This is a genomic window from Mesorhizobium mediterraneum (assembly GCF_002284565.1).
In the GTDB taxonomy this organism is placed as follows: domain Bacteria; phylum Pseudomonadota; class Alphaproteobacteria; order Rhizobiales; family Rhizobiaceae; genus Mesorhizobium; species Mesorhizobium mediterraneum.
Genome location: NZ_NPKI01000025.1, coordinates 94,453 through 121,049, shown reverse-complemented (window position 1 = coordinate 121,049; position 26,597 = coordinate 94,453). Strand labels below are relative to the sequence as shown.

29 protein-coding genes are annotated in these 26,597 nt (G+C 61.6%); 16 read left to right on the top strand and 13 right to left on the bottom strand.

Features of this window, described 5'->3' with window-relative positions; genetic code table 11:
- Positions 1–78 precede the first annotated feature (78 nt).
- The 11 genes from coxB to rnhA all read left to right on the top strand — a co-directional run bounded on the left by coxB (position 79) and on the right by rnhA (position 9,190).
- On the top strand, positions 79–960 hold the full coding sequence (gene coxB / locus CIT25_RS19750; protein WP_095486229.1) for a cytochrome c oxidase subunit II: 882 nt from the start codon (positions 79–81) through the stop codon (positions 958–960).
- A 37-nt stretch (positions 961–997) separates the two neighbouring features.
- Positions 998–2,650 carry a cytochrome c oxidase subunit I gene (gene ctaD / locus CIT25_RS19745; protein WP_095486177.1) on the top strand — a complete coding sequence of 551 codons (1,653 nt, stop codon included), beginning with the start codon at positions 998–1,000 and terminating at the stop codon, positions 2,648–2,650.
- Between the two features lie 77 nt (positions 2,651–2,727).
- Entirely contained in the window at positions 2,728–3,669 is a 942-nt protein-coding gene (locus CIT25_RS19740; RefSeq protein WP_095486176.1) for a heme o synthase, read from the top strand.
- A 2-nt stretch (positions 3,670–3,671) separates the two neighbouring features.
- A complete protein-coding gene (locus CIT25_RS19735) occupies positions 3,672–3,833 on the top strand; it encodes a hypothetical protein (protein WP_077381685.1) in 162 nt (53 codons plus the stop codon).
- 8 nt (positions 3,834–3,841) lie between these two features.
- Positions 3,842–4,483 carry a cytochrome c oxidase assembly protein gene (locus tag CIT25_RS19730; protein WP_095486228.1) on the top strand — a complete coding sequence of 214 codons (642 nt, stop codon included), beginning with the start codon at positions 3,842–3,844 and terminating at the stop codon, positions 4,481–4,483.
- A 1-nt stretch (position 4,484) separates the two neighbouring features.
- Positions 4,485–5,366: a cytochrome c oxidase subunit 3 gene (locus tag CIT25_RS19725; protein ID WP_095486175.1), complete on the top strand. Its 882-nt coding sequence runs from the start codon at positions 4,485–4,487 to the stop codon at positions 5,364–5,366.
- A gap of 82 nt (positions 5,367–5,448) precedes the next feature.
- The gene (locus tag CIT25_RS19720) at positions 5,449–5,835 is read left to right on the top strand and encodes a DUF983 domain-containing protein (protein ID WP_095486174.1); all 387 of its coding nucleotides are present in this window, start codon (positions 5,449–5,451) and stop codon (positions 5,833–5,835) included.
- Positions 5,832–6,587 carry an SURF1 family protein gene (locus tag CIT25_RS19715; protein WP_167391077.1) on the top strand — a complete coding sequence of 252 codons (756 nt, stop codon included), beginning with the start codon at positions 5,832–5,834 and terminating at the stop codon, positions 6,585–6,587. Before CIT25_RS19720 ends, CIT25_RS19715 begins: the two co-directional genes overlap by 4 nt.
- Positions 6,588–6,681: 94 nt before the next feature.
- Entirely contained in the window at positions 6,682–7,692 is a 1,011-nt protein-coding gene (gene ispH, locus CIT25_RS19710) for a 4-hydroxy-3-methylbut-2-enyl diphosphate reductase (protein ID WP_095486173.1), read from the top strand.
- Between the two features lie 5 nt (positions 7,693–7,697).
- Positions 7,698–8,660 (top strand): homoserine kinase, encoded by a 963-nt coding sequence (locus CIT25_RS19705; protein WP_095486172.1) that lies wholly within the window; start codon positions 7,698–7,700, stop codon positions 8,658–8,660.
- A complete protein-coding gene (gene rnhA / locus CIT25_RS19700; protein ID WP_095486171.1) occupies positions 8,657–9,190 on the top strand; it encodes a ribonuclease HI in 534 nt (177 codons plus the stop codon). The genes CIT25_RS19705 and rnhA overlap by 4 nt, the downstream gene beginning before the upstream one ends.
- Before the next feature lie 20 nt (positions 9,191–9,210).
- Here the strand turns inward: rnhA and CIT25_RS19695 are convergent, their stop codons facing one another.
- From CIT25_RS19695 to CIT25_RS19685, 3 genes are all read right to left on the bottom strand, one after another.
- On the bottom strand, positions 9,211–9,690 hold the full coding sequence (locus CIT25_RS19695; protein WP_095486226.1) for a DUF2938 domain-containing protein: 480 nt from the start codon (positions 9,688–9,690) through the stop codon (positions 9,211–9,213).
- 157 nt (positions 9,691–9,847) lie between these two features.
- Entirely contained in the window at positions 9,848–10,348 is a 501-nt protein-coding gene (locus CIT25_RS19690) for a peroxiredoxin (RefSeq protein ID WP_095486225.1), read from the bottom strand.
- A 122-nt stretch (positions 10,349–10,470) separates the two neighbouring features.
- On the bottom strand, positions 10,471–11,277 hold the full coding sequence (locus CIT25_RS19685; RefSeq protein ID WP_095486170.1) for a protein-disulfide reductase DsbD domain-containing protein: 807 nt from the start codon (positions 11,275–11,277) through the stop codon (positions 10,471–10,473).
- A gap of 148 nt (positions 11,278–11,425) precedes the next feature.
- On the opposite strand from CIT25_RS19685, the gene CIT25_RS19680 reads away from it, so the two are divergent.
- The gene (locus CIT25_RS19680) at positions 11,426–12,034 is read left to right on the top strand and encodes a YqgE/AlgH family protein (protein WP_095486169.1); all 609 of its coding nucleotides are present in this window, start codon (positions 11,426–11,428) and stop codon (positions 12,032–12,034) included.
- Here CIT25_RS19680 and CIT25_RS19675 read toward each other — a convergent pair.
- The 4 genes from CIT25_RS19675 to CIT25_RS19660 all read right to left on the bottom strand — a co-directional run bounded on the left by CIT25_RS19675 (position 12,031) and on the right by CIT25_RS19660 (position 15,137).
- Positions 12,031–12,579, bottom strand: a complete 549-nt coding sequence (locus tag CIT25_RS19675) for a hypothetical protein (RefSeq protein WP_095486168.1) — start codon at positions 12,577–12,579, stop codon at positions 12,031–12,033. The genes CIT25_RS19680 and CIT25_RS19675 overlap by 4 nt on opposite strands.
- Positions 12,576–13,001 carry a hypothetical protein gene (locus CIT25_RS19670; RefSeq protein WP_158302606.1) on the bottom strand — a complete coding sequence of 142 codons (426 nt, stop codon included), beginning with the start codon at positions 12,999–13,001 and terminating at the stop codon, positions 12,576–12,578. The genes CIT25_RS19675 and CIT25_RS19670 overlap by 4 nt, the downstream gene beginning before the upstream one ends.
- 294 nt (positions 13,002–13,295) lie before the next feature.
- The gene (locus tag CIT25_RS19665) at positions 13,296–14,105 is read right to left on the bottom strand and encodes a class I SAM-dependent methyltransferase (RefSeq protein WP_095486166.1); all 810 of its coding nucleotides are present in this window, start codon (positions 14,103–14,105) and stop codon (positions 13,296–13,298) included.
- 153 nt (positions 14,106–14,258) lie between these two features.
- Positions 14,259–15,137, bottom strand: a complete 879-nt coding sequence (locus CIT25_RS19660) for a LysR family transcriptional regulator (RefSeq protein WP_158302605.1) — start codon at positions 15,135–15,137, stop codon at positions 14,259–14,261.
- 150 nt (positions 15,138–15,287) lie between these two features.
- On the opposite strand from CIT25_RS19660, the gene CIT25_RS19655 reads away from it, so the two are divergent.
- On the top strand, positions 15,288–15,551 hold the full coding sequence (locus CIT25_RS19655; protein ID WP_095486164.1) for a DUF4242 domain-containing protein: 264 nt from the start codon (positions 15,288–15,290) through the stop codon (positions 15,549–15,551).
- Between the two features lie 172 nt (positions 15,552–15,723).
- Positions 15,724–16,650: an oxygenase MpaB family protein gene (locus CIT25_RS19650; RefSeq protein WP_206072965.1), complete on the top strand. Its 927-nt coding sequence runs from the start codon at positions 15,724–15,726 to the stop codon at positions 16,648–16,650.
- Between the two features lie 216 nt (positions 16,651–16,866).
- Here CIT25_RS19650 and CIT25_RS19645 read toward each other — a convergent pair whose 3' ends face one another.
- Genes CIT25_RS19645 through thrC form a run of 4 tightly spaced genes read right to left on the bottom strand, consistent with a single transcriptional unit; the run spans position 16,867 to position 23,075 of the window.
- Positions 16,867–19,755, bottom strand: coding sequence for an EAL domain-containing protein (locus CIT25_RS19645; RefSeq protein ID WP_095486163.1), 2,889 nt, complete (start codon positions 19,753–19,755; stop codon positions 16,867–16,869).
- Positions 19,756–19,758: 3 nt separating this feature from the next.
- On the bottom strand, positions 19,759–20,355 hold the full coding sequence (locus CIT25_RS19640) for a GNAT family N-acetyltransferase (RefSeq protein WP_095486162.1): 597 nt from the start codon (positions 20,353–20,355) through the stop codon (positions 19,759–19,761).
- 15 nt (positions 20,356–20,370) lie between these two features.
- Entirely contained in the window at positions 20,371–21,663 is a 1,293-nt protein-coding gene (locus tag CIT25_RS19635) for a M16 family metallopeptidase (protein WP_095486161.1), read from the bottom strand.
- A 14-nt stretch (positions 21,664–21,677) separates the two neighbouring features.
- The gene (gene thrC / locus CIT25_RS19630; protein ID WP_095486223.1) at positions 21,678–23,075 is read right to left on the bottom strand and encodes a threonine synthase; all 1,398 of its coding nucleotides are present in this window, start codon (positions 23,073–23,075) and stop codon (positions 21,678–21,680) included.
- A 127-nt stretch (positions 23,076–23,202) separates the two neighbouring features.
- Here thrC and CIT25_RS19625 point away from each other — a divergent pair, with 127 nt between their 5' ends.
- The gene (locus tag CIT25_RS19625; protein ID WP_095486160.1) at positions 23,203–23,877 is read left to right on the top strand and encodes a hypothetical protein; all 675 of its coding nucleotides are present in this window, start codon (positions 23,203–23,205) and stop codon (positions 23,875–23,877) included.
- 39 nt (positions 23,878–23,916) lie between these two features.
- On the opposite strand, the gene CIT25_RS19620 is transcribed toward CIT25_RS19625, so the two are convergent.
- Positions 23,917–24,603 carry an HAD family hydrolase gene (locus CIT25_RS19620; protein WP_095486159.1) on the bottom strand — a complete coding sequence of 229 codons (687 nt, stop codon included), beginning with the start codon at positions 24,601–24,603 and terminating at the stop codon, positions 23,917–23,919.
- A 175-nt stretch (positions 24,604–24,778) separates the two neighbouring features.
- Here CIT25_RS19620 and CIT25_RS19615 point away from each other — a divergent pair, with 175 nt between their 5' ends.
- Positions 24,779–25,912, top strand: coding sequence for a site-specific DNA-methyltransferase (locus CIT25_RS19615; RefSeq protein WP_095486158.1), 1,134 nt, complete (start codon positions 24,779–24,781; stop codon positions 25,910–25,912).
- 65 nt (positions 25,913–25,977) lie between these two features.
- Here CIT25_RS19615 and CIT25_RS19610 read toward each other — a convergent pair whose 3' ends face one another.
- The gene (locus CIT25_RS19610) at positions 25,978–26,589 is read right to left on the bottom strand and encodes an HAD family hydrolase (RefSeq protein ID WP_095486157.1); all 612 of its coding nucleotides are present in this window, start codon (positions 26,587–26,589) and stop codon (positions 25,978–25,980) included.
- Positions 26,590–26,597: the final 8 nt, after the last annotated feature.

Here is a 26,597-nt window from a genome sequence, read left to right as displayed (position 1 = left end):
ACTGTCCGGGATTCCCGTCCCGGCGTTGTTCGATATTCTTGCGGTCCGATCGCGAGGAACTGGGAGATAATGACGGCAATGAGAAAATTCCTAGCAGGCGCCAAACTCCTAGCAAGCGCTTGGGCTGCCACACTGTTCACCGGTGCATCGGCCCATGCCGCCCAGCCTGCGCCGTGGGAAGTGACCTTCCAGCCCGCCGCCACCGAGATGATGCGGCAGATCGCCTGGTTCGAGCACTACACGCTGTGGTTCATCGTGCCGATCACCCTCTTCGTGCTCGCTCTTATCGCCTATTGCATCTTGAAATTCCGCGCCAGCGTCAACCCGACCCCCTCGCGCACCAGCCACAACACGCTGATCGAGGTGATCTGGACGGTTGGGCCGGTCGTCGTCCTGCTCTGCCTCGCCATCCCGTCGTTCCAGCTTCTGACCGCGCAATACACGCCGCCGGAAGAAGCCAAGCTGACCATCAAGGCGACCGGCAACCAGTGGAACTGGGATTACGAATATCAGACCGACAACACGCTTTCCTTCAATTCGGCGATCCTGGCGGATTCTGACCGCGCTGCGGCCGGTAAGGAAGATCGCGGCGTTTATCCGCGCCTGCTCGCCGTCGACAACGAGATGGTGGTGCCGGTCAACACCATGACCCGCGTGCTGGTGACAGCGGCAGACGTGATCCACGCCTTCGCCATGCCGTCCTTCGGCATCAAGACCGACGCGGTTCCGGGCCGCATCAACGAGGTCTGGTTCAAGGCGGAAAAGGAAGGCCTCTATTACGGCCAGTGCTCGGAGCTCTGCGGCAAGGACCACGCCTTCATGCCGATCGCGATCCGCGTCGTCTCCGACGCCCAGTACAAGACCTGGCTGGCGGCAGCCAGCTCCGACCTTCCTGGCGCCAACAAGGCGCTGATGGCCGAGGTCGACAGCAAAGATAAGGTAGCGGCCGCCGGCAACTGATGCCGCGACCAGAAAAGATCAGGGAACGGAGCCGAACATGGCAGACGCTGCAGCTCACGACGATCACGACCACAAGCCGTATCATGGCTGGGTCCGGTGGGTGTATTCGACCAACCACAAGGATATCGGCACGCTCTATCTGATCTTCGCGATCATGGCGGGCTGCGTCGGCGGTGCCCTTTCTGTCGTGATGCGCATGGAGCTGCAGGAGCCGGGGATCCAGATTTTCACCGGCCTGGCGCAGATGGTCTACGGCTTGAACGCCGACGCCGCGCTCGACGGTGGCAAGAGCATGTACAACGCCTTCACCACCGCGCATGCGCTGATCATGATCTTCTTCATGGTCATGCCGGCTTTGATCGGTGGCTTCGCCAACTGGATGGTGCCGATCATGATCGGCGCGCCCGATATGGCCTTCCCGCGCATGAACAACGTCTCGTTCTGGTTGCTGCCGCCGGCTTTCATCCTGCTGATCATCTCGGCCTTCGTGCCGAGCGCGCCTGGCGCTTACGGCGTCGGCGGTGGCTGGACGATCTATCCGCCGCTATCGACATCGGGCCAGCCCGGACCGGCGATGGACCTTGCGATCCTGTCGCTGCACATCGCCGGCGCATCGTCGATTCTCGGCGCCATCAATTTCATCACCACCATCTTCAACATGCGCGCGCCTGGCATGACATTGCACAAGATGCCGCTGTTCGCCTGGTCGGTGCTGATCACCGCTTTCCTGCTGCTGTTGTCGCTTCCGGTTCTGGCCGGCGGCATCACCATGCTTTTGACCGATCGCAACTTCGGCACCACTTTCTTCGCGCCGGACGGCGGCGGCGACCCGATCCTGTTCCAGCACCTGTTCTGGTTCTTCGGGCACCCGGAAGTCTACATCCTGATCCTGCCGGGCTTCGGCATCGTCAGCCACATCGTCTCGACGTTCTCGAAGAAGCCCATCTTCGGCTATCTCGGCATGGCTTATGCCATGGTCGCGATCGGTGCGGTCGGCTTCATCGTCTGGGCGCACCACATGTACACGACCGGCCTGTCGCTCGACACGCAGCGCTATTTCGTCTTCGCCACCATGGTTATCGCGGTGCCGACGGGCGTGAAGATATTCTCGTGGATCGCCACGATGTGGGGCGGGTCGATTTCGCTTAAGACCCCGATGCTGTGGGCGATCGGCTTCATCTTCCTGTTCACCGTCGGCGGCGTTACCGGCGTCCAGCTTGCCAATGCCGGTCTCGACCGCCCGCTGCACGACACCTACTACGTGGTCGCGCATTTCCACTACGTGCTGTCGCTGGGCGCGGTCTTTGCCATCTTCGCCGGCTGGTACTACTGGTTCCCGAAGATGACCGGCTACATGTATTCGCCTGTCATCGCCAACACCCACTTCTGGGTCACCTTCGTCGGCGTCAACCTCGTCTTCTTCCCGCAGCATTTCCTCGGCCTCTCCGGCATGCCGCGCCGCTATATCGACTATCCGGATGCGTTTGCCGGCTGGAACATGGTGTCCTCCTACGGCTCGTATATTTCGGCCGTCGGCGTGGTCATCTTCCTCTATGGCGTGTTCGAGGCCTTCCAGAAGAAGCGGGTGGCCGGCGCCAACCCGTGGGGCGAGGGTGCGACGACGCTTGAATGGCAGCTGCCTTCGCCGCCGCCCTTCCACCAGTGGGAACAGCTGCCGAAGATCAAATAGGCGGCTGCCTGGGCGAATACGGAACCGCCGGTCCGCCCGGCGGTTTTGGCCAACGGAATGATGGACTTTAAGTACGCATGGCCCTTGTCGACGACACATTGACTGACGAACCGGGCTTTCGCATGTCGGAAGCGACGGCGGGCGATTTCTTCGCCCTGTTGAAGCCGCGCGTCATGTCGCTGGTGGTGTTCACCGCCTTTGTCGGCCTGGTCGCGGCGCCTGTGACCATCAATCCGCTTCTGGCGGTGATCGCGATCCTGGCTATTGCCATTGGGGCTGGCGCTTCCGGCGCGCTCAACATGTGGTATGACGCCGATATCGATGCGGTGATGACCAGGACCGCCGGCCGTCCGGTGCCGGCCGGCCGCATCCGGCCCGGCGAGGCGCTGAGTTTCGGCCTGGTTCTGTCGGTGCTGTCGGTGATGACGCTCGGCGTGCTGGTCAACTGGCTGTCGGCGACGCTCCTGGCCTTCACCATCTTCTTCTATGCCGTCGTCTACACGATGTGGCTGAAGCGCTGGACGCCGCAGAACATTGTCATCGGCGGTGCTGCCGGCGCCATTCCGCCGGTGATCGGCTGGGCCGCGGTGACCGGAACGGTCAGCCTGGAAAGCGTCGTCCTGTTCCTGATCATCTTCCTGTGGACGCCGCCGCATTTCTGGGCGCTCGCTCTCTTCAAGTCCGAGGACTATGCCAGGGCCGGCATCCCGATGATGCCGAATGTCGCCGGCCAGGCTTCGACCCGACGCCAGATCTTCGCCTACGCGCTGATCCTTGCGCCGGTTGGCGTGCTGCCATGGATGCTCGGTTTCACCACGCCCGCCTATGGCGTCCTTGCGGTGCTGCTTGGCGCCGGCTTCGTCTGGTATGCGTGGAAGGTGCTGCGGATGGCGGACGACGACCACGTGATGAAGCCGGCCAAGGCATTGTTCGGTTACTCGCTGCTCTACCTCTTCGCCATCTTCGCCATCTATCTTGCCGACTGCGTTGTCGGGCGCGCGCTGGCGGGCGGAGCATGACCATGGCCGACAAGAAGCTTGAACTCGTCACGCTGACCGAGCGCCAGCAGAAGGCGCGGCGCAACCGTTCGGTAGCCATCGGCCTGGCGCTGGCGGTGCTTGTCGTCATCTTCTATATCGCGACCGTCGTGAAATTCGGTCACAACCTCACCGGAACGATGTGAGGCTCAAGATGAACCGCCAAACAGTGACCTATCCCCAAACGAAGAACACCAACCGCATCGTCGCCGGCGTCTGCATCGCCTTTTTTGGCGGCATGATCGGCATGGCCTATGCCGCGGTGCCGCTCTACGCGATGTTCTGCCAGGCGACCGGTTACGGCGGCACCGTGAAACGCGCAACGCAGCAATATGCCGACCGCGTGCTCGACCGCGACATCACCATCCGTTTCGACGCCAACACGGCCGGCGTGCCATGGCAGTTTGAGCCAGTCGCCCGCTCGGTCACCATCAAGATAGGCGAGACGGCGCAGGCGCATTATAGCGCGACCAACAAGTTCGTCCGCGCCACCACCGCCCGCGCGACCTTCAACGTGCAGCCGGAACTTGCGGGATCCTACTTCAACAAGGTCGAGTGTTTCTGCTTCACCGACACGACGCTGAAGCCTGGCGAGACACTGGACATGCCGGTCGTGTTCTATGTAGATCCCGACATCGTCAATGCGCCGGAGCTGAAGGACTTGAAGACGATTACCCTGTCCTACACGATGTTCCCGGTCGAGAAGAACGAGAAGAACAAACCGGTGGCGTCGTCGGCGCCGGCCGAAGGCACAAGCAACAAAGTTTCACACACCGAACGAAGCCTCGGGGGTTGATATGGCAGACGCGCACGCAAAACCACAACATGACTACCATCTCGTCGACCCGAGCCCGTGGCCGTTCCTAGGCTCGGTCGGCGCGCTGGTCACCGCGATCGGCGGCGTCTGCTACATGCAGTATCTCAAGGGCGGCGATTTTCCTATTTTCGGCTTCAACATCGCCAATCCGTGGCTGTTCTTCATCGGCCTCTTGATCGTCATCTACACCATGTACGCCTGGTGGTCGGACACCATCAAGGAAGCGCATGAAGGCCACCACACGCGTGTCGTGTCGCTGCATCTGCGCTACGGCATGATCATGTTCATCGCTTCCGAGGTGATGTTCTTCGTCGCCTGGTTCTGGGCTTTCTTCGACGCCAGCCTGTTTCCCGGCGAGGCACAGCAATACGCCCGCGCCGCCTTCACCGGCGGTGTCTGGCCGCCGAAGGGCCTCGAGGTTCTCGACCCCTTCCACCTGCCGCTCTACAACACCGTCATCCTGCTTTTGTCTGGCACCACGGTGACCTGGGCGCACCACGCGCTTATTCATGGCGACCGCAAGGGGCTGATCAACGGCCTGGTGCTGACCGTCGGTCTCGGCATGCTGTTCACCATGGTGCAGGCTTACGAATACATGCACGCGCCGTTCGGCTTCAGGGATTCGATCTACGGCGCCACCTTCTTCATGGCGACCGGCTTCCACGGCTTCCATGTCATCATCGGCACCATCTTCCTGCTGGTCTGCCTGGTCCGCGCGATGAAGGGCGATTTCACGCCAAAGCAGCATTTTGGCTTCGAGGCGGCCGCCTGGTACTGGCACTTCGTCGACGTGGTCTGGCTGTTCCTGTTCGCGTCCATCTATGTCTGGGCATCGAGCGGCGCGGTGATCGAAGGTCACTGAAATCTTTTAAGGGAATGTGACGAGGCGGCTGCGGCGACGTGGCCGCCTTATCTTTTGGTGCGAACGGCACTAAGGTATCGCAATGAGCGACGACAAGGCGATCTGGGCACCAATCGATCCGATTTCGGCCGGCCTGCACGGCCGCTGCCCGCGCTGCGGCGAGGGGCGGCTGTTTTCCGGTTTTCTCACCGTCGGCAAGCGCTGCGCCAATTGCTGCCTCGACTATTCCTACGCCGATGCCGGCGACGGTCCGGCGGTGTTCGTCATCCTGATCATCGGCTTCATCGTCGTCGGGCTGGCGCTGTGGATGGAGGTGACGCTTAGTCCGCCGCTTTGGCTGCATCTCATGCTGTGGATACCGCTGACGCTGGTGCTATGCCTTGGGGCGCTTAGGCTGATCAAAGGCGTGCTTTTGACGCTGCAGTACCGCAACAAGGCGGCCGAGGGCAGGCTGGACCTCGGCGAATGAGCACGACATCCGGTTCGGTCGCAGGCGGTTCGCGGCCGAAGACGGCATTGCTGCTTGGCTTCGGCCTCGTGCTGTTCTTCATCTTGCTGGCGCTCGGCACCTGGCAGGTCCAGCGCCTGTACTGGAAAGAGGGTCTTCTCCAGACCATAGAACAGCGCACGCACTCGGCGCCCGTGCCGTTGGCCGAGATCGAAAAGCGGTTTGCCGCCACCGGAGACGTCGACTACACGCCGGTGACGACATCAGGCACTTTCCTGCATCAAGGCGAGCGGCATTTCTTCGCGACCTGGGAAGGCCAGTCCGGTTTCGATGTCTTCACACCCTTGCATCTGGAGGACGGCCGTTTCGTCCTGATCAATCGCGGCTTCGTGCCCTACGATCTCAAGGATGCGGCCAAGCGCCCGCAAAGCCAGGTAGAGGGCCAAGTGACGGTGACGGGGCTCGCCCGCAACCCGCTGCCGGCGAAGCCCTCGATGATGCTTCCCGACAATGATCCGCAGAAGAACATCTTCTACTGGAAGGATCGCGATGCCATGGCGGCGAGCGCGGGTCTGCCGGCCGGCGCGGGGCTGGTGCCATTCTTCATCGACGCGGACGCCACCCCGAACCCGGGTGGGCTGCCGATAGGCGGTGTTACCGTCATCAACCTGCCGAACAGCCATTTGCAATACGCCGTAACCTGGTATGGCCTTGCCGCTGCCCTTGCCGGCGTCCTCATCTTCAGGCTTCGCCGCCCGGCGAAAGAGAAATGATCGCCGCTGGCGCCCTTGACAGGGCAGGGGTGCGCACCTCATTTCGCGCCTTGAGTTCACCTGGGTTCACGATACGACCAACCGGCCGGGAATCATGCTTCACACGACCACAAAGCCACCGCTGACGATAAGGCTCTGCCAGCCCAGAGGCTTCTGCGCCGGCGTCGACCGCGCCATCCAGATCGTCGTTCTGGCGCTGAAGAAATACGGCGCGCCGGTCTATGTCCGCCACGAGATCGTGCACAATCGCTACGTCGTCGAGGGGCTGCAAAGCCTGGGTGCGGTGTTTATCGAGGAACTCTCCGAGATACCGGCGGAGCATCGCCAGAGCCCGGTCGTCTTTTCGGCGCATGGCGTGCCGAAGTCGGTGCCGGCGGACGCCCAGGCGCGTAGCCTCTTCTATCTCGACGCCACCTGCCCGCTGGTGTCGAAGGTCCACAAGCAGGCGATGCGCCATCAGCGGCTTGGCCGCCACGTGCTTCTGATCGGCCATGCCGGCCATCCCGAAGTGATCGGCACGATGGGGCAATTGCCGGACGGCGCCGTCACCTTGATCGAGACCGAAGCTGACGCCGCGAAATTGGTGCCCGCCGACCCGCAGGCACTCGGTTTCGTCACCCAGACGACGCTCTCGGTCGAGGATACCGCCGGCATCATCCGCGTGCTTAAGGATCGTTTTCCCGATTTACATGCGGCGGCCGCGGAATCGATCTGCTATGCCACCACCAACCGTCAGGAGGCGGTCAAGGAGACCGCCGCTGGTGCCGATCTCTTCCTGATCGTCGGCGCCCCCAACTCCTCCAATTCGCGGCGTCTTGTCGAAGTGGCCGAACGCGCCGGCGCCTCGATGTCACTCCTCGTGCAGCGCGCCTCCGAAATTCCGTGGACTGACATTGCCGGCATCTCGACGCTCGGCCTGTCGGCAGGCGCTTCGGCGCCGGAAATCATCGTCGACGAGATCATCGATGCCTTCCGGCAGCGCTTCAATGTGACGATCGAGCTGGCGGTGACGGCCACTGAAACGGAGGATTTTCCGGTGATGCGGGTCCTGCGCGATGTCGAACTGACGGCGGCCGACATGGCCTTCGTCAATGGGGCCGCGTAAGGTCCATGGCGGTCTACACCGACGTCAATGAAAGTGAGCTCGGCGCGTTCCTGAAGCCCTACCCGGTCGGCGATCTCCTGTCCTACAAGGGCATCGCAGAAGGCACCGAGAATTCGAATTTCCTGCTGCACACCACCAGCGGCTCCTACATCCTGACGCTCTACGAAAAGCGCGTCGACAAGGCCGACCTGCCGTTCTTCCTCGGCCTCATGGGCCATCTCGCGAGAAAAGGCATTTCGTGCCCGCTTCCGGTCACCGCGCACGACGGCACCGTCATCGGCGCGCTTGCCGGCCGGCCGGCGGTCATCATCACCTTCCTCGAAGGCCTGTCGCTGCGGCGACCGACGGCAGCGCATTGCGGTGAGGTCGGCAAGGCGCTGGCGCAACTCCATCTCGCGGGTCAGGACTTTCCCATGACCCGCCCGAACGCCCTTGCCATCGATGGCTGGCGTAAGCTGTGGAACGCGTCCCACGCGCGCGCCGACGAGGTCGAGCCGGGATTGGCGGCGGAAGTCGACGCCGACTTCGCCGATTTCGAGCGGAACTGGCCCAAAGGCCTGCCGAAAGGCATCATCCATGCCGATCTTTTCCCGGACAATGTCTTCTTCCTCGGCGAAAAACTGTCCGGGCTGATCGACTTCTATTTCGCCTGCAATGATCTCTACGCCTATGATGTCGCCACCTGCCTCAACGCCTGGTGCTTCGAGAAAGATTTTTCTTTCAACCTGACCAAGGGCACGGCGCTGCTTGCCGGCTACCAGAGCGTGCGACCCTTGAGCGGCGACGAGAAAGCCGCGCTGCCGATGCTGGCGCGCGGCTCGGCGCTGCGCTTCATGCTGACCCGACTTTACGACTGGCTGACTGTTGCCAACGGCGGGCTGGTCATAAAACGCGACCCGACCGAGTACATCCGCAGGATGCGCTTCCACCGGGCGATCAAATCCCCTTCCGAATACGGACTGACATGACCAAGCGCGTTGAAATCTTCACCGATGGTGCCTGTTCGGGCAATCCGGGGCCGGGCGGCTGGGGGGCGGTCCTGCGCTTCAACGGCGTCACGAAAGAACTGTCGGGCGGCGAGGCTGCTACCACCAACAACCGCATGGAACTTTTGGCCGCCATCTCGGCGCTCAATGCGCTAAAAGAACCCTGCGCCGTCGATCTTTATACCGACAGCAACTATGTCAAGGACGGCATTTTCAGCTGGATCGATGGCTGGAAGCGCAACGGCTGGAAGACGGCCGCCAGGCAACCGGTGAAGAATGCCGAACTGTGGCAGGCACTCGACGAGGCGCGCAGCCGTCATCAGGTCGTCTGGCACTGGGTCAAGGGCCATGCCGGCCATCCGGAGAACGAGCGTGCCGACGAGTTGGCGCGGCTCGGCATGGCGCCGTTCAAGAACAAGTCGGCCAGGCCCGCGCTCCTTTCGGCCAAGGAAAGCACCCAAGCCAAGCAGCCGGCAGCCAAGAAAATGGGGCGCTCGACCCAGAGCTACTAAACCAGTCTGGTCCCCCGTATTCAGCGGATCAGCAGCGCCGTGCCGAAAAGCCCGAGCGCGAACACCGTATGCGACACCAGGTTGAGGGCGCGGATCTGCATGGGGTTGGGGCGCTTTGATGCGGCCCAGCCGGCGCCCATGCCGGGTGCCAGCAGGAACCAGCCGGCGCCCACGGTGACGATGCCGAGGATGAAGGCCGGCAGGAAGGTCGGCGCCGCCAGCCACGCTGCGCCCGCCAAAACGGCAAGGATGATGCCGTAGACGATGCCGACAAAATAATGGAATGCCCAGCCCAACGCCGATTCATGCGCGTAGGGTGCTGCCTCGCCGATGTCGTCGTGGAAAACCTTGCCGTCCCTCAGATGCCAGACCCAGCGACCGACCAGCCCCCAGTTCGGCCGCGGCTGAGCAAACACCGTGTTCAGGAAAATCGCCCAGAAGTCCATGAGCGCCGTGGCGCCGATGCCGATCGCCACAGCGCGCCAGAAGATGTCAAACATCATTGAGGTCCCCCAAAAGCAGGCAGTCCCGAAGAGCCAGCGCACGATCCCGAAAACCGGAATGGGCTTTCGCAAAGTTTCATGCGGCCGATTCGAAAGTCTTGAAGCGTCCTTTGGACGCGCGACGTTCTAAAAGGCGGCTGCGGCAATTCCCGGCCTATGCTGTCGCCAAAACGGAAAGCTGTCCGAGAATGTGAGCCGCACCGGATTCATCAACGCCAGGCTTTGTCTCGACATTGAGCGCGATGACCTTGCCGTCGTCGACGATCATCGAGAACCGCTTCGAACGCAGTCCCATGCCACCGCCGGAGAGGTCGGCGTCGAGGCCGATCGACTTGGCGAAGTCGCCATTGCCGTCGGCAAGGTAAAGGATCTTGCCTTCCCCGCCGCTGAAGCGGGCCCAAGCGCCCATGACGTGAACATCGTTGACGGCGACTACGGCGATGGTGTCGACGCCACGCGCCAGGATGGCATCGAAATTATCCAGATAGCCGGGCAGATGGTTGTTGCTGCAGGTCGGCGTGAAAGCGCCGGGAACGGCAAACAGCACAACCTTCTTTCCCGAGAAAATCTCGGCCGTCGTGATCGGTTTTGCCCCGTCGGCAGTCATCGTCTTGAAGGTCGCTTGGGGCAGCTTGTCGCCAACGGATATCATCATGATGGTCCTCATTTGACAAATAAAGGGAGTATCCTTGCGATAACGAACTCAGACTTTTCCCGCAACCGTTTGGGGGAGCCTGGAGCAAAAGGATGTTCGACCTGAACATCCTTTGCTCGGGATCAAGGGAAAGGCAGCTGTCCCTCGACCGCGCCGACCGCAGTTGTCAGCGTGTAGTAAAGTCCGCCATCCGTCGGCGTCGTCGTCGGCCTGTCGAGGATCGGCACGGTAAACACCAGCTTGCCGTCCTTTTCGCTGCGAGCCGGCACGCCGAACATGTAATCCCGCTCACCCGCGACGAAGAAATCCGCCGCCTTCGGATTGCCCGGAAAGCTCGCCTCGACAATCAGTGTCTCGTGGTCGCCTGGTAGCATATTGATGCCGAAATCGGGCCTTGCGGGGGCAGGCAGGGTTGCGAGGGCCGCCTTCACCAAAGCGGCGTCTTCGACATTGTCCGGATCGGAGCCCGGATCGACGGTCAGCCTCGTCTGCACCGGGATGCAGATCGTCTCGCAAATGCCGAGAAAGATATCGGCATCGATGACGGCCGGCTCGTTCGGCGCCGACAACGTGAACGTCACCGGCAGCGAAACCGGATGGTCATAGCCGGCCCATTTGCCGTAGCCGTCGTCGTGGCGCTGGGGCGGCGGAAACGAAAAAATCGCGTTAGCAATGTTGGTGCTGGCCGAGACATCGATTTGCGGCGGCACGCCCGCGTCGCCCGGATCGCGCCAGTAGGTTTTCCAGCCAGGCTTGAGCGCAATATCGAGGACGCCATGGATGCGCCCGGCTTCGTCGGGCTTGCCGGTGGTCACAAGCCGCACTTTGCCGCCTTCGGTGTTGTACCAGATCGACGAGGAGGCTGCAGCGGGAAGGCCGGTTCCACATCCAACAGCGGCGCTGAGCAGCAGGACTTTCAAGCTTTGCATGGCGGTGATTTGAGCGTCCGTTCATGGCTGCGCAATGATTTCATGGCTTCGCTGTTATCATATTTGCGTGACCTTAGATGCAAAGCCGAGACCAAATCGCGCGCGGCACATCTTTTCGGCGCTTCCAAAACGCGTTACGCTGCCTGTCATGGACTTGTTGCGCCACAAGAAGATGGTCGCAGGACGCGGCTTTCTCGACGACCAGTTCCTGATTGCCATGCCCGGCATGAAGGACGACCGCTTCACGCGCTCCGTCATCTACATCTGCGCGCACAGCGACGAAGGCGCGATGGGCCTGATCATCAACCAGACGCAGCAGATGCTGTTTCCGGATCTTCTCGTCCAGCTCGGCATCATGAACGAACAGGAGGCGATCCGCTTGCCCGCGCAGGCCCGTGACTTCGTCGTGCGCAACGGCGGACCGGTCGACCGCAGCCGCGGCTTCGTCCTGCATTCGGGCGACTACCGGGTGGAATCGTCGCTGACCGTCTCCGACGAGATCTGCCTGACCGCGACCGTCGACATATTGCGCGCCATTTCGTCGGGCCGCGGACCTCGGCACGCGCTGATGGCGCTCGGCTATTCGGGCTGGGGCGCCGGCCAGCTGGAAAGCGAAATCGCCGAGAACGGCTGGCTGACCTGCCCGGCAACTGCGGAGCTTCTGTTCGATACCGACATCGAGCGCAAATACGACCGGATTCTCGCTTCGATCGGTATCGACCTCGCGCATCTCAGCGTCGCTGCCGGTCACGCCTAGTGCTGAAAACCTGACACCATCGCCAGCCGTTTGCCCAAATCGTAGACGATATTCTCGATACCGGCTGTCCAGGACAGGTCAGCCTCTTTCACGCGGGTTTCGACATCGCTGTATTTGCCGATGCGGGCTTCCAAGAAGGAGCGCATGCGCTGGTGAAACTGGCCGACGGTGAGCTGTTCTCCCTTGACCCTGAACATCGCGGTATTGAACCGCGCCGCCTCGGGGAAGATTTTGCTGGCTTTGGCATTGGGCGTTTCGTCGGCGTTCGACAGGAGGTTTGCTGCGCCGTTGGTGCCAAGGAAATGGGGGAGGTAAAGATCCCGTTCGTCCATGGCCTTCTCGAGACGGGCTTCGATGCGTTCCCTGGCCGCAAGAAGGTTCTTGGCCGCAAGTGCTGCCGACAGATAGGGATCGCGCCTGAATTGAAGGATGCGCTCTTCTTCGGCCTTGTCGTCGACGAAATGGTGTTCGCGCTTGCCCTCGAGGCGGATCCGGATCAGTTCCGCTTCATCGCCCAGGCCGAACTCTGCACCGTAGTCCTTCACGGCCTCGAGCCATGTCTGGTCGAGGAACTCTCGGCGATCGCGAAAAGGGTGTCGGCAGGAAATTGGGTGTCCTTGGCTGCACGCAGAATCTCGCTGGCAATGTACTGGGACACCTTGTATTCGCCGAACTCGTGCACCGACATGCCTACGACGATCTGTTCCGCGCCTTTGGAAAGGATGGAGACGGTGCCCTTCAATGCATCGGCCAAGGTGCCTTCTCCCTTGCGTCGGGAGGTCGATATGGTCCCCGGATCGATGATGTCGAACTCGGGCGCGGCCGAGAGGAAACCCAGAGCGGAGGACGGAACAGCAGTGGCAACCGCGGCTTCGGTCGCTCCGTTGACCAAGGCTCCCGAATAGACCGGCCATGGCATGGCTGCCAGTGTCGCCGCCAAGCCAAGCCCCGCGATCCTTTTCGACAAAGGCCGCACGCCCGAAAGAATGACGCCTCCGCAAGCAAAGAATTCACGTGTTCTTTGGAGTGACGCCAAGTCCTCCTCCGTTCCTTGTCTGTCCCAGGTATTTTGGGAAGATCTATTTCCAACGTTGAGCCGTCAACGTCGAAAAGACAAGAAGAACGGTCAGTGCCTCCGCTAGCTAGTCATGGATAATGGCGGTACAATGGCCGCAGTGCGGCGAAATAATTCGTAATGTACAATGGGTTGATTTTTACCGAGCGTTGCGTAGGCAATGCGTTGCTTGTGAAGAGAGATCATTTACCCTTTGGCTGTCGCCAGATTGGTGCTGAGCTCGAAGGCTAGTTTCGACCCGTTGGTGTACGGCTGCAGCACGGGCGCACTCTCGCTCACGATCTCCTCCACGACGCGCTTGCGTTCCTGATCGTCCATTTCCTTGGCTAAAGAACTCATCCCGACCAGCGCCATCGTATTCAAATGCAGGAAGGGTGCGCCTTCCCCGAAATGGATGGTGCGCGAAATAGTCCTTGATCGGACCTCGTGGAAGCCGGCGTCTCGCAGCAGCGCCTCAAGTGGCGCCGCTTCCCCGAAGCTGTACCGTTGATCGGCGATGGCGCCCAGGTGGCGCTCCGCCACGCGGCGCAGTTCGCGAAAGAACGGGATTTCGTCATCCGGGCGCCACGTGGCAAGCGCCAGCCTACCACCCTTCGCCAGCGCGCGACGCATCTGCGCCGCCGCCGCGGGTTTGTCGGGAAAGAACTGCAGTCCTTGCTGGCAGACGACCACGTCGAACGTCTCACCGTTACGCAGAGGCAGCTCGCCGGCATTGCCCCGACGCCAGTCAATGGCTGGTTCTACAGCCCGCGCCACGGCAAGCATGTCCAGGCTGATGTCGACGCCGACGATGTATCCGGCTTCACCGAGCCGCTCTCTTGCAACGCGCGCCACTATTCCTGTTCCGCAAGCGATATCGAGTACGCGATCGCCCGAAGACAATTCCAGCTCGTCAAGAGCCAACTCGGCCCATGGACGGAAGAGAGGGCCGACGAGCCACCGCTCGTACATTTCCGGGAAACTTGCCTGGTTCATTGCGTAACTGGGCAAGGTCATAATTGTCCTCCCTCAGATTTCCATCCGGCCATCGCGAGCCTTCTCCGCTGTTCCTTGGCCGCGTGCGATTCCAACCAAGAGAAAGTTGCAGCCGTTTAGGAGAAAGAGAGAAGCATCTCAAACCAGCAGCAGCTCAAGCTTCAGCAATAACGCCTAGCCTGGCCAATCGAAACTTTGGGCAGCTCGGACCATTGCCGCCGTCGCCGGGCTATAGGGCCGGCCCGGAACGCTAGCCAGGGACACCGTGCGTGCCACCGCGGGTTCGATCAGCGGGCGCTGCAGAAGTTCAGGCGATGTCACCGAATATTCAGGCATGAAGGCGAAGCCGATCCGCGCCAGCACCATTGATTGGACCCAATCCTCGCGCTCGGAACGAAAGCGGGCATAAAGGCTAACGTTTCTTTCCCGGCACACCCCCATCACAAGGTCCCGCATTTCGCAGGACAGACGATCGACATAGGGTTCTTGAGAGAGGTCGACCAACTTGATTGCATCGAGGGTCGCAAGCCGGTGATCCGGCGCGAATACGACGACGTAACGCTCACTGTAGAGATCATGGACGCGGAAAGCCGCTCCCAATCCCTCCAGCGGATTGAGAACGGCCAGATCGAGATCGCCATGCTCAAGCCTGTTTTTCAGTTCCTGAACGCTCGCTTCGCTAACTTCAAGCTCGACGCCATGATAGTCGCGCTGGAACTTTGCGAGGAACCGGGCGAGCTTCACATGGCCGATGGTCGACATCACGCCGAGGCGGATCGGCACCTGATTGAGTAGCCTAAAATTATCGGCAAGCGTCCTGGTTGCGTGGGCCTCCTGCATGATCTGCTGAAGATGCGGCAGAATGGAGCGCCCGAACTCACTCAGGAGGACGCGCTTTCCCTCGCGGTGGAACAAGGGCGCGCCAAGCTCATCCTCGAGCGTCTTGACCGCTTTGGTGAGCGCCGGCTGAGACACATTGCAATCGGTGGCGGCCTTGGTGAAATTCAGTATTTTCGCGGCCGCAAGCACGTAGCGGACCTGAAACATCTCCATGGCGAGCCCTCCCGAGGCGGTTCCACGAAACGACATTATAGCCCCTTCATCGATAACTGTCGGCTATCGATCGATAGAAAAAATGTCGTTTTCTTTCGCCCGCCATTGCATTCAACTCCTGTAGTCACTGAACTAGGAGGAGATCTGGAAATGACCGTCTATATGGTGGAACGCGACCTCAAGGGCATCAGCATGGAAGCTCTGGGAGATGCACAGAAGGCGGCGATCAGCAAGGCCGCTGAGATGACGTCCAACGGCACCGACATCAGCTATCTGCGCTCGACCTTCGCACCGGAGGACGGGCGCTGCATGTGCCTGTTTGACGCTGTCTCCAATACCGACGTGAAGCGTCTAAACGACGATGCAGGACTGCCCTATCACAGAATCGTGCCGGCGCTCGATCTGACCCCATAAGGCCATCACGACCGGGCTCGTGATGACCATCCGGGCCCGGTGTTCTGGAGAAGTCTTGCGCAGCGCGCGAGGCTAATCATTTGGAACGGCGGGAAGACCAACGACGTTCGTGCATAACTGCATTCGCTATCGACAGGTTCAACGCTTGTTGTTCCCGAAGTCGGAGGCGTCCATGTTTGGGAACTCGGGCATCATTCTTCTGCCTGGCCCGCTTGAGCGTCGTGTGGACACTCTTGCGCAGTCGTTTATGCGCCAGCGGCTCGGATCTCAGATGGATTTCTCGATCCCGCAAGGCGAGCCGGCGCTGTTGCCGCCCAGCTCGGTGTCCTGGCGTATTTTCAAGAACCCTGTTGCGCTGTTCGTCGGTGGGGTTACTGCGGTGCTGCTCGAATTGGCGGAGCCGCGGGTTCGCGACGCCATTTGGCAGCACAGCACATTCCGCTCCCATGCGCTCCGACGATTACAGCGCACTGGCCTCGCTGCCTTGGTCACTGTCTATGGCCCCCAAACCAAGGCTAAGGCCATGATCGAAGGTGTAGTCAGGATGCATGGCCGCGTTTCAGGTCGAACCAGCGAAGGTGAGCCATACCACGCCACCGACCCGGAGTTGCTGGACTGGGTGCAAGCGACGGCCGAGTTTGGTTTCATGGAGGCGTATCACGTCTATGTGCATCGTCTGCATTTTTTCGAACGGGACGCGATGTTTGCTGAGGCTCGCCCCGTCGCGCTTCTCTATGGTGCGGTTGACGCGCCCACGTCTCAGGCCGAGCTTTACGCGCTGTTCGACGTGATGAGGCAAAGACTAGTCGCGTCGCCGATCATCTTGGAATTCCTGGAGATCATGGAAGAAGTTCCCGCCTTGCCGGGAGTGGCTCGACCGCTTCAGCGGCCATTTCTGAAGGCGGCAGTCGAGATCCTACCCCGCTGGGTCCGCGAGCGGTTGGCGCTCGGCGACCGCTGGACCCTGAAGCCGTGGGAGCGTGCTTTTGTGAAGATGACGGCTGCAATCTGCGAGAGCATCGTGCTCCCCTCATCACCAGCCGTCCAGTCATGCCGTCGCCTCGGTCTTTCCGAGAGCTATCTCTATCGCCGCCGTTAATTCAGGCTTCCAACATTGGTAGAGCCACGCCACGGGTCGGGAGTTAAAGTTTTCGATACTGCGGACCAGAAGGGTTGACTTGCAACCTCCGAGCGCCGGGAAGCGGCCGGCATAAGGCCGCTCTGGTTAGGAATGGTCGTTCTCTGCCATTCCAAGCGGGTACGCATGTCGCCCAAAAAATGCTCAGCGGATTTGGGACAACGACATGCGCAAAAATCAAGCCTGAGTCAGCGGATACTGTTCCTTCAGCGTCTTCAGCACCTGATCGCCGGGCATCGGTGCGCCGAACATGAAGCTCTGCACATATTCGCAGCCCATCTGGCGCAGTTCGAGCGCATCGCTTTCGTCCGAAATGCCTTCGGCCACGACCGAAAGGCCGAGCTCATGCGCCATATTGACCATGGATTTGAGCAGCACCGCGCGCTTCGGTGTCGAGTCGTCGACAAAGCTCTTGTCGATTTTGATCGTGTCGAAGGGGAAGCGCGTCAGATAGGCTAGCGATGAGTAGCCGGTGCCGAAATCGTCCAGCGACAGGCCGATACCAAGCTTCTTCAGCTTGTTCAGCACATGGGCTGTCTGCTCGGGATTGTCCATCACCAGCGATTCGGTGAGTTCGAGCCGGAAGCAGCGCGGCTTTAGATTGGCTCGCGCGATCACCGAGCGGACGTCGCTGACCAGATCGCGGCGGATGAGCTGACGGCTGGACAAGTTGACCGAAACCGACAACGGCGCATCGCCGATCTGCTTTTGCCAGCCCGCCAGATCTTCGGCGGCCTGTTGCATGGCAAAAAGGCCAAGCTGCACGATCAGGCCGCAGCTCTCGGCGACCGGGATGAAATCGCCCGGCGGGATCATGCCGCGGCGCGGATGGTCCCAGCGCAAAAGCGCCTCGAAGCCGGCAACGCTGCCGTCTTCCAGCCGCACGATGGGCTGGTAGGCGAGTGTGAATTCGCGCCGTTCGATGGCGCGGCGCAGATCGGACTCGAACTGCAGCCGGTCGGTGCCGACGGTCCGGAAGGCGGGGCGGAAAGGCTCGATCCTGTCGCCGCCGAAACGCTTGGCCTGGTGCATGGCAAGCTCGGCGTCCTTGACCATGTCCTCGGCTGAGCTCTGCGCCGAGGTCCAGGTGACCAGTCCGATCGAGGCGGTCAGCACGATCTCGCGTTTGGCAAAGGTGATCGGATTGTTGATCGCATGCTTGATGGCGTCGGCGACCGCCGCGATGCGGGCCGGGTCCTGTTCGGAAAGCAGCATCAGCGCGAACTGGTCGCCGGCAAAGCGCGACAGCGAATCCTTCGGCTTGAGCAGCCGGTGCAGGCGGCGCGCAATGGTCAGCAGGATGGTATCGCCGGCCGATATGCCGAGCCCGTCATTGACCTGCTTGAACCGGTCGATGTCGATGACGAAGACGGTCGGACGCACCTTCTCTTCCGTGCGCGCGATCGAGATGATCGCCTCCAGCCGGTTCATCAGCAATTCCCGGTTCGGCAGGCCGGTGAGATTGTCATGCACGGCATCGTGCAGCAGCCTCTCCTCGGACTTTTTCTGCTCCGTCACATCGACCATGGTGCCGACGCAGCGGATGACCTCGCCGTCCGATCCGATCACCGGCCGGGCGCGCAGCGAAAACCAGTGATAGTGCCCGTCGGCGCCGCGCAGGCGGAAGTTCTGCGACACGCGGCCGCGCCGGTGTTCGAGCACCACGTCGAGCGTCGTGCGGAACGTGTCGCGATCGTCGGCATGCAGCACCGGCAGCCAGTTGCGGGCGGCCCCGCCCAGACTGTCGGGCGCAAGGCCAAGCTGGATGCTGACATCCGGCTTGGTGACGACGCGGTCGCGCATCACGTCCCAGTCCCAAACCGTGTCGCCCGATCCGGCGACGGCCAGCGCCTGCCGTTCGAGATCGGAGAACAGACCCTGATGCAGCGCGCCACCGGCAAAGGCGTGCTGCATGACGGTGAAGCCGATCAGCAGGATGATGAGGATCAGCCCGCCGCCCAGCGCCGGCTGGGCAATGTCGTTGTCGAGCATGCCGGTGATCGCCATCCACGACCCGCATAGCCACAACAAGACCATGACCCAACTGGGCACCAGCATGATGGCACGGTCGTAGCCGCGTATGCCGAGGAAAATGATCAGGCCGAGGCCGGTCAGGGCGGTGGCGGCGAAGGACAGCCTGGCGATGCCGGCGGCGACCGCCGGATCGACGATGGCCACACCCGCGATCAGCACCAGCCCAAGAATCCAGACCAGCGCGCCGTAGCTGAAATGGCCGTGCCATCGGTTGAGGTTGAGATAGGCGAACAGGAACACCACGAAGGTCGCCGCAAGCGCCACCTCCGTTCCGGCTCGCCACATCTGCTCGTTGCCGGGCGATATTTCCAGGACCTTGTTGAGAAAGCCGAAATCGATGCAGATATAGGCGAGCACCGCCCAGGCGAGTGCGGCGGTAGCCGGGAACATCGAGGTTCCCTTGACGACGAAAAGGATGGTCAGGAACAACGCCAGAAGGCCGGCGATGCCGATGACGATGCCGCGAAACAGCGTGTAGGAATTGACCGAGTCCTTGTAGGATTCCGGATCCCACAGATAGACCTGCGGCAGTTTGGGCGAGGCAAGTTCGGCAATGAAGGTGATCACCGTTCCGGGATTCAGCGTCACCCGGAACACATCGGCGTCGGGGCTGGTCTGGCGGTCGAGCGCGAAGCCCTCGCTGGGCGTGATCGCGGCAATGCGGGTCGAGCCGAGATCCGGCCAGAAGATGCCGGAATTCACCAGCCGGAAATGCGGTGCGACGATCAGCCTGTCGAGCTGCTGGTCGGTGGTGTTGGCTAGCGCGAACACCGCCCAGTCGCCGGTCGAGCGCGCATCATTGGCCTCGACCTCGATGCGCCGCACGATGCCGTCCGGTCCCGGCGCGGTCGACACCTGGAAGTTCTCGCCCTGGTTGCGGTAGATTTCGACCGCGCCCGAAAGGTCGAGCGCCACGTCGTCGCGGGCGATCTTGATCGGTTCGACGGCGAAGGCCGAGGACGCCGCGCAGAGCGTGACGATTGCCGTCAGGACAAAGGCGAACAGCGACCCGATTCGCAGGAAATTCGTCAAAAATCAGTCCTTCGTTCCCGCGCCGGGCAGATCGTCCTCGATCCGGGCGTAGAGGTAATGGTCCTGCCAGATGCCATTGATCCTGAGATAGGATCGCAGAAGTCCTTCGCGCCGGAATCCGGCTTTTTCAAGCACGCGGATCGACCGGGCGTTGTCGGGAATACAGGCAGCTTCGATCCGGTGCAACCTCAGCGTATCGAAGGCGAAGCGCGTCACCACCTTGACCGCGTCGGTCATCAGGCCGTGGCCGCTGTAGCGCTCGCCGATCCAGTAGCCGATATGGCCGCTTTGCGCGACGCCGTGGCGGATATTGCCGAGGGTGATTCCGCCGACAAGCTTGCCGCTGCTTTTGTCGAAGATGAAGAAGGCTATGGCCGTTCCCTGCGCGTAATCTTCGCGGTAACGGCTGAGGCGATGCCGCCAGGCCGTGCGGTCGAGCTCGTCGGGGTTCCACCGCGGCTCCCACGGCTCCAGGAAGCGGCGGCTTTCCCCGCGCAGCACCGACCATTCGCGATAGTCGTTGGTCAGCGGCACGCGCAGCGTGACGCGATCGCCCTTCAGTGCCGGCAGGTCACGGCGAAAGAAAGGGAGCGCGAACATGACGCTTTGATGGACTTAGCCGGCGAGCTTTCGGGCCGTGGTCTGCGTGCCCGAAAGCGACTCAAGGACCGCCTCATAGGGAGCGAGCGTGCCCACCGGTCCGACGGCAGTCAGCGTCGGCTTGGTCGAAAACAGCCGTGACGACAGGTCCGTCAACCGCTCGACCGTCAGCGCCGACAGCCGTTCCATCAGCTCTTCCTTGGCGATCGGCCGGCCGAACAGAAGCATTTGCCGGGCGATCTGCGAGGCGCGGCTGGCCGGGCTTTCGGCGGACATGATCAGGCCTGCGCGATACTGGGCGCGTGCCCGGTCGAGTTCCTCCTGCAGGATGTTCTCGCCGGCCTTCTGCAACTCGTCGATGACCACCGGCACCAATTCGGCGATGTCGCTCTGCCCGGTCGCGGCATGGACGCCGAATATGCCGGTGTCGGAAAACCCCCAGTGGAAGGCATAGACCGAATAGCACAGCCCGCGTTTTTCGCGGACCTCCTGGAAAAGACGCGACGACATGCCGCCGCCAAGGATCATCGACAGGACCTGCGAGGCGTAGAAGTCGCGCACATGATAGGCGCGGCCCTCGAACCCCAGCACGATCTGCGCGTCCATCAGGTCGCGGTCCTCGCGGAAATCGCCGCCGACATATTGCGCATATTCCGGCATCGTGTTGTCGGACTTGCTGCGGAAACCGCCGAGGTGCTTCTCGACCTCGCGCACGAAATTGTCGTGCTTGATGTCGCCGGCGGCGACGACCACCATGCGCTCGGCGCCATACTGCCGTTCGATGAATTTGTGCAGTTGCTTCGAGGTGAAGGATTTGACGGTTTCCGGCGTGCCGAGGATGGAACGGCCGATCGTCTGGTGGCGGAAGGCCGTCTCGGTGAAGCGGTCGAAAACGATGTCGTCGGGCGTATCGTGAGCGGCGCCGATCTCCTGCAGGATCACATGCTGCTCGCGCTCCAACTCCTGCGGGTCGAACTCGGATTCCTGCAGGATGTCGGAGAGGATATCGACGGCCAGGGGCACGTCGTCGCTCAGCACCCTGGCATAATAGGAGGTGGTCTCGACACTGGTGGCCGCATTGATCTCGCCGCCGACATCCTCGATTTCCGAGGCGATCTCGAAGGCGCTGCGCCTTCTGGTTCCCTTGAACGCCATATGTTCAAGCAAGTGAGCCATTCCGTGCTCTTCGTTACGCTCGTTGCGGGCCCCTGATTTGACCCAGGCACCAAGAGCGACGGATTCGAGGCTTGGAAGGGTTTCGGTGGCGACTGTCAGGCCGTTCGACAGACGGCTTACCTCAACACCCATATAGCAAATACTCCCTAACTTGCCGCCCGCGTGTGACGGCTAACATAATCTTCCACCATTTTCAGGTCGGATGGAAGTACCGTGTATTTTTCCTCTGATGTCATCAACCCGCCGAGCCATGCGGGCAGGGCAGGCGACACGCCGCTGGCGGCTTCGACGGCGGCCGGAAACTTTGCCGGATGGGCGGTGCCGAGCACCACCATGGGCACGGCATTGGTGGCCTTCGCAACCGCAACGTGCATGGCCGCGGCCGTGTGCGGGTCGAGCAGATAATCACTGGCTGCGAGCGTCGCGCGGATCATGGCGGCGACTTCGTCCATCGTCGAACGACCGGCATCGAATTCGGAGCGGATCCTGGCGATCTCGACCGCTTCGATGGTGAAGGCGCCGGACTGCTTGAGGCCGTTCATGTAGCGCCGCACGGTCGAGGCGTCGCGGCCGGACGCCTCGAACAGCAAGCGCTCGAAATTCGACGAGACCTGAATGTCCATCGACGGCGACGTGGTCGAAAAGACGCCTTTCGTGCGGTACTCGCCGCTCGACAGCGTGCGCGCCAGAATGTCGTTGTCGTTGGTCGCGATGATCAGACACTCGATCGGCAGCCCCATCTTCTTGGCGGCGTAGCCGGCGAAGATGTCGCCGAAATTGCCGGTCGGCACCGTGAAGGAAACCGGCCGGTCGGGCGCGCCGAGCGACAGCGCCGACGAGAAATAATAGACGATCTGGGCCATGATGCGGGCCCAGTTGATCGAATTGACGCCGGACAGCGACACCCGGTCGCGAAAACCGTGATCGTTGAACATCTCCTTCACCAGGCCCTGGCAATCGTCGAAATTGCCTTCGACCGCCAGTGCATGGACATTTGCCGCAGTGGACGTCGTCATCTGCCGCTGCTGCACCGGCGAGACCCGGCCGTGCGGGAAAAGAACGAAGATGTCAGTGCGATTGCGCCCGGCGAAAGCATCGATGGCAGCCCCGCCGGTATCGCCTGATGTGGCGCCGACAATGGTGGCGCGCTGGTCGCGTTCGGCAAGCACATGGTCCATCAGCCGGGCGAGAAGCTGCATGGCCACGTCCTTGAAGGCAAGTGTCGGGCCGTGGAAGAGTTCCAGAACGAACATGTTCGAGCCGGTCTGCACCAGCGGGCAGACAGCCTCGTGACGGAAGGTCGCATAGGCTTCGCGCACCAGGCGTTCGAACACCGGCATCGCGATCTCGTCGCCGAGAAACGGTGACAGCACGCGGATGGCGAGGTCGGGATAGGCAAGGCCGCGCATGGCGCGGACCTCTGCCGCCGAAAACTGCGGCCAGGTATCAGGCAGATAAAGTCCGCCATCGCGCGCCAGACCCGCCAGCACCGCGTCGGAAAATCCAAGCACGGGCGCTTCCCCGCGGGTACTCACATATCGCATCGTCATGTTCCATTGCTGCCGGGCGGTTTCGTCCGCGGCAAAGTGGTTAATTTCCGTGCTTGCTCAGTCGCATTTTTGCCGCGCGGTTGATATACGTCACCCGCTTTGCGAGAGGGAAGTGCAGTTCATGGCGTTTCATTCATTCAACGGTCGTTTTATCGCGGGTCTGGCCCTCACTGGCTTTATGCTTACCGCCGCCGGCTGCCAATCAGGCGGCAGTAGCATTCTGGGCTTCGGAAAAAAGGACACGACACCGCCACCACCTCCGGACCCGAAGGTTCTTTCCAGCCAACTGCTGGCCTATTGTCCGAAAGTGACGCTGCGCGACGGCACCGCTTTCTTCAACACCTATGCCAAGGGCAACCAGAAACCTAAGAAAAAAGCCGCCGCTCAGGACGCCGAGGCTGCTGCGCTCGACGCGAGCAGCGATCAGCAGGACGATTCGGCGAAGGTCATCTATCAGGCCTCGATCACCGATGTGACCCGCGACTGCAACCGTGCCAACGGCTCGCTGACGATGAAGATCGCCGTCGCCGGCAAGGTCGTTCCGGGACCGATGTTCAGCCCGGGCACGATCACAATGCCGATCCGTATCGCAGTGATGCATGGCACCGAGGTGCTTTACTCGCAGCTTCATCAACATCAGGTCCAGGTTACCAATCCCTCGAGTGCCACCCAGTTCGTCTTCACCGATTCGAACGTCGTCGTTCCCGAGCCCACTGCGCAGGACTATCAGGCGTTCGCCGGCTATGACGAAGGCCCGGCGAAGAAGACCGACAAGAAGATTGCCGCAGCCGAATAGCGGCGGCATTAGGGCCGCCTCCGGTCGGAGGCGTATGCATCACGCATCCGACCATTCCGACAGGGCGGCGATCACGCTTTTCAGTTCTGCCCAGCGGCGGATGACCGTTTCGGCGCCGGCCTCGGTCAGCGCGTCGGCATGCCCGGGATAGCTGTGCGCCGCGCCGGTAAAGCCGATAACGCGCATGCCGGCTGCCCTGGCGCCGGTCACGCCATGCACGGAATCCTCGATGACGAAGGTGTTGGCCGGATCGGCCTTGAGCTTTGCCGCGGCAAAGAGAAACACGTCTGGGGCAGGCTTGGACTTTCCGCTCGGTGTTTCCAGAGAGGAAAAAATCCGGCCGTTGAAAAACGGCAGCAGATGCACCTTCTCCAGCATGAATTCGATCCGCTCGGAGCGAGAATTCGAGCAGATGCAGCGCGGTGCAGTCACCGCGGCGACCGCCTCGTGCACCCCGTCGATGGCGCGCACATCGCTGCGCAGCCTGCGGTCGACCAGGTCTTCGGCGCGGTCGATCAACGAGGCTTGGAATGGGATGCGGGACTTCTCCTCGACCCGCATCATGATGTCCTTGAAGGTCAGCCCGGCATAGGTTTCGGAAATCTCCTCGGCCGATATCTCGTAACCGGCCGATGTCAAAAGCTCGGCTTCGATGCGCGCGGCGATGATTTCGGAATCGACGAGCACGCCGTCGCAATCGAAGATGACAAGGTCTGGCTGGGGCATTGGCGATCCGGAAAGCGGGAGGGAGGAGGCTGAGACGCTCAGGCGGCGCGGCATACACCAACAGGCCGGCCTTCGCAAATTACCTGTGGTCCGAACCCTCAACCTTCATCGAATATTTACGCTGATCGGTAACCATAACAGGGAGTAAACAGTAACGCGTGCTTTGGGTGTCACAATGTCTGCCGTGCGTCTTCTCGACGACCTTTCCCATGCTCCCCAGCAGTCCGAATGGCTGGATACGATCCTGAAGGGCGATTGCGTCGCCGCGCTCGACCGGCTGCCCGAAAAGTCCATCGACGTGATCTTTGCCGATCCGCCCTACAATCTGCAGCTCGATGGCGATCTGCACCGGCCCGACCAGTCCAAGGTCGATGCCGTCGACGATGACTGGGATCAGTTCGCGAGTTTTGAGGTCTACGACGCCTTCACCCGCGCCTGGCTGCTGGCGGCGCGCCGCGTGCTGAAACCGAACGGCACCATTTGGGTCATCGGCTCCTACCACAATATTTTCAGGGTCGGCGCCAAGATGCAGGATCTGGGGTTCTGGATCCTCAACGATGTTGTGTGGCGCAAGACCAATCCGATGCCGAATTTCCGCGGCCGTCGCTTCCAGAACGCCCATGAGACGATGATCTGGGCCTCGCGCGATCAGAAGGGCAAGGGTTATACCTTCAACTACGAAGCGCTGAAGGCGTCGAATGACGACATCCAGATGCGCTCCGACTGGCTGTTCCCGATCTGCACCGGCGGTGAGCGCCTGAAGAACGAAAATGGCGACAAGCTGCATCCGACGCAGAAGCCCGAGGCGCTGCTCGCCCGCATCATGATGGCCTCGACGAAGCCCGGCGATATCGTCCTCGATCCCTTCTTCGGCTCCGGCACCACCGGCGCGGTAGCCAAGCGCCTCGGCCGCCATTTCGTCGGCATCGAGCGCGAGCAGACCTATATCGACGCCGCCAACGAGCGCATCGATGCAGTCCGGCCGCTGAATGGCGCCGATCTTACCGTGCTTACCGGCAAGCGCGCCGAGCCGCGCGTTGCCTTCGTCAGCCTCATCGACACCGGGCTGATGTTGCCGGGTGCCACGCTTTATGACGCCAAGAAGCGCTGGGCGGCCAGGGTACGCGCCGATGGCACGGTGGCGATCGGCGACAGCGCCGGATCGATCCACAAGATCGGCGCGGAAGTGCAGGGGCTGGACGCCTGCAACGGCTGGACCTTCTGGCACTATGAGCGCAGCGGCGGCCTGACCCCGATCGACGAGCTTCGCCGCATCGCCCGTCTTGGCATGGAGCGGGCAGGGGCCTGACGACGGAATCTATGGATCCGTCATGTTAAAGCGGATTATCGATCGGCCTGTCGAAGTGATTCAAATCACACTCTGATCCCCAGCTCTCTAAGGTCCGCCTTGAGCGTCTTGGCGTCGGTGAACAGCACGGACTGCCAGCCGGCCGCCTTGGCACCTTCGACATTCTTCTGGCTGTCGTCGATGAACAGCGTGGCCGCGGGCTCGAGGCCGAAGGCGGCGACGTGATGATCGTAGATGCCGCGATCCGGCTTGATCAGGCCGATCTCGCCCGAAATGGTCACCCCGCGCGGACGGTTGAGGAAGTCGAAACGCTGCCGGGCTTCGGCGAGCGTATCGGAGGCGAAGTTGGTCAGCATGGTGACGTCGTGGCCGGTGTCGATCAGCTTCTCCATGATCTCAACGCTGTCCGCATAGGCGTGCGGCACCATCTCGTGCCAGAGGCGGCGGAAGCTGCGGATGTTTTCGGCATGGTCGGGATGTTCGGCGATCAGCAGGGCTTCGGCTTCCTCCCATGCCCGCCCTCGATCCTGCTCGATGTTCCAGTCATGCGTGCAGACATTGTCGAAGAACCACTTTCTCTCCTCGGCATCCGGAATGAGACGGCTGAACGGAAGGTTCGGGTCATAGTGGATCAGCACTCTGCCGATGTCGAAAACGATGTGGCGGATTTCAGTCATTCTGTCCT

Bases quoted from the DNA above. Each gene is read 5' to 3' on its own strand.
- coxB (WP_095486229.1), top strand. From the start codon at position 79: ATGAGAAAATTCCTAGCAGGCGCCAAACTCCTAGCAAGCGCTTGGGCT.
- ctaD (WP_095486177.1), top strand. From the start codon at position 998: ATGGCAGACGCTGCAGCTCACGACGATCACGACCACAAGCCGTATCAT.
- CIT25_RS19740 (WP_095486176.1), top strand. From the start codon at position 2,728: ATGGCCCTTGTCGACGACACATTGACTGACGAACCGGGCTTTCGCATG.
- CIT25_RS19735 (WP_077381685.1), top strand. From the start codon at position 3,672: ATGGCCGACAAGAAGCTTGAACTCGTCACGCTGACCGAGCGCCAGCAG.
- CIT25_RS19730 (WP_095486228.1), top strand. From the start codon at position 3,842: ATGAACCGCCAAACAGTGACCTATCCCCAAACGAAGAACACCAACCGC.
- CIT25_RS19725 (WP_095486175.1), top strand. From the start codon at position 4,485: ATGGCAGACGCGCACGCAAAACCACAACATGACTACCATCTCGTCGAC.
- CIT25_RS19720 (WP_095486174.1), top strand. From the start codon at position 5,449: ATGAGCGACGACAAGGCGATCTGGGCACCAATCGATCCGATTTCGGCC.
- CIT25_RS19715 (WP_167391077.1), top strand. From the start codon at position 5,832: ATGAGCACGACATCCGGTTCGGTCGCAGGCGGTTCGCGGCCGAAGACG.
- ispH (WP_095486173.1), top strand. From the start codon at position 6,682: ATGCTTCACACGACCACAAAGCCACCGCTGACGATAAGGCTCTGCCAG.
- CIT25_RS19705 (WP_095486172.1), top strand. From the start codon at position 7,698: ATGGCGGTCTACACCGACGTCAATGAAAGTGAGCTCGGCGCGTTCCTG.
- rnhA (WP_095486171.1), top strand. From the start codon at position 8,657: ATGACCAAGCGCGTTGAAATCTTCACCGATGGTGCCTGTTCGGGCAAT.
- CIT25_RS19695 (WP_095486226.1), bottom strand. From the start codon at position 9,690: ATGTTTGACATCTTCTGGCGCGCTGTGGCGATCGGCATCGGCGCCACG.
- CIT25_RS19690 (WP_095486225.1), bottom strand. From the start codon at position 10,348: ATGATGATATCCGTTGGCGACAAGCTGCCCCAAGCGACCTTCAAGACG.
- CIT25_RS19685 (WP_095486170.1), bottom strand. From the start codon at position 11,277: ATGCAAAGCTTGAAAGTCCTGCTGCTCAGCGCCGCTGTTGGATGTGGA.
- CIT25_RS19680 (WP_095486169.1), top strand. From the start codon at position 11,426: ATGGACTTGTTGCGCCACAAGAAGATGGTCGCAGGACGCGGCTTTCTC.
- CIT25_RS19665 (WP_095486166.1), bottom strand. From the start codon at position 14,105: ATGACCTTGCCCAGTTACGCAATGAACCAGGCAAGTTTCCCGGAAATG.
- CIT25_RS19660 (WP_158302605.1), bottom strand. From the start codon at position 15,137: ATGGAGATGTTTCAGGTCCGCTACGTGCTTGCGGCCGCGAAAATACTG.
- CIT25_RS19655 (WP_095486164.1), top strand. From the start codon at position 15,288: ATGACCGTCTATATGGTGGAACGCGACCTCAAGGGCATCAGCATGGAA.
- CIT25_RS19650 (WP_206072965.1), top strand. From the start codon at position 15,724: ATGTTTGGGAACTCGGGCATCATTCTTCTGCCTGGCCCGCTTGAGCGT.
- CIT25_RS19640 (WP_095486162.1), bottom strand. From the start codon at position 20,355: ATGTTCGCGCTCCCTTTCTTTCGCCGTGACCTGCCGGCACTGAAGGGC.
- CIT25_RS19635 (WP_095486161.1), bottom strand. From the start codon at position 21,663: ATGGGTGTTGAGGTAAGCCGTCTGTCGAACGGCCTGACAGTCGCCACC.
- thrC (WP_095486223.1), bottom strand. From the start codon at position 23,075: ATGCGATATGTGAGTACCCGCGGGGAAGCGCCCGTGCTTGGATTTTCC.
- CIT25_RS19625 (WP_095486160.1), top strand. From the start codon at position 23,203: ATGGCGTTTCATTCATTCAACGGTCGTTTTATCGCGGGTCTGGCCCTC.
- CIT25_RS19620 (WP_095486159.1), bottom strand. From the start codon at position 24,603: ATGCCCCAGCCAGACCTTGTCATCTTCGATTGCGACGGCGTGCTCGTC.
- CIT25_RS19615 (WP_095486158.1), top strand. From the start codon at position 24,779: ATGTCTGCCGTGCGTCTTCTCGACGACCTTTCCCATGCTCCCCAGCAG.
- CIT25_RS19610 (WP_095486157.1), bottom strand. From the start codon at position 26,589: ATGACTGAAATCCGCCACATCGTTTTCGACATCGGCAGAGTGCTGATC.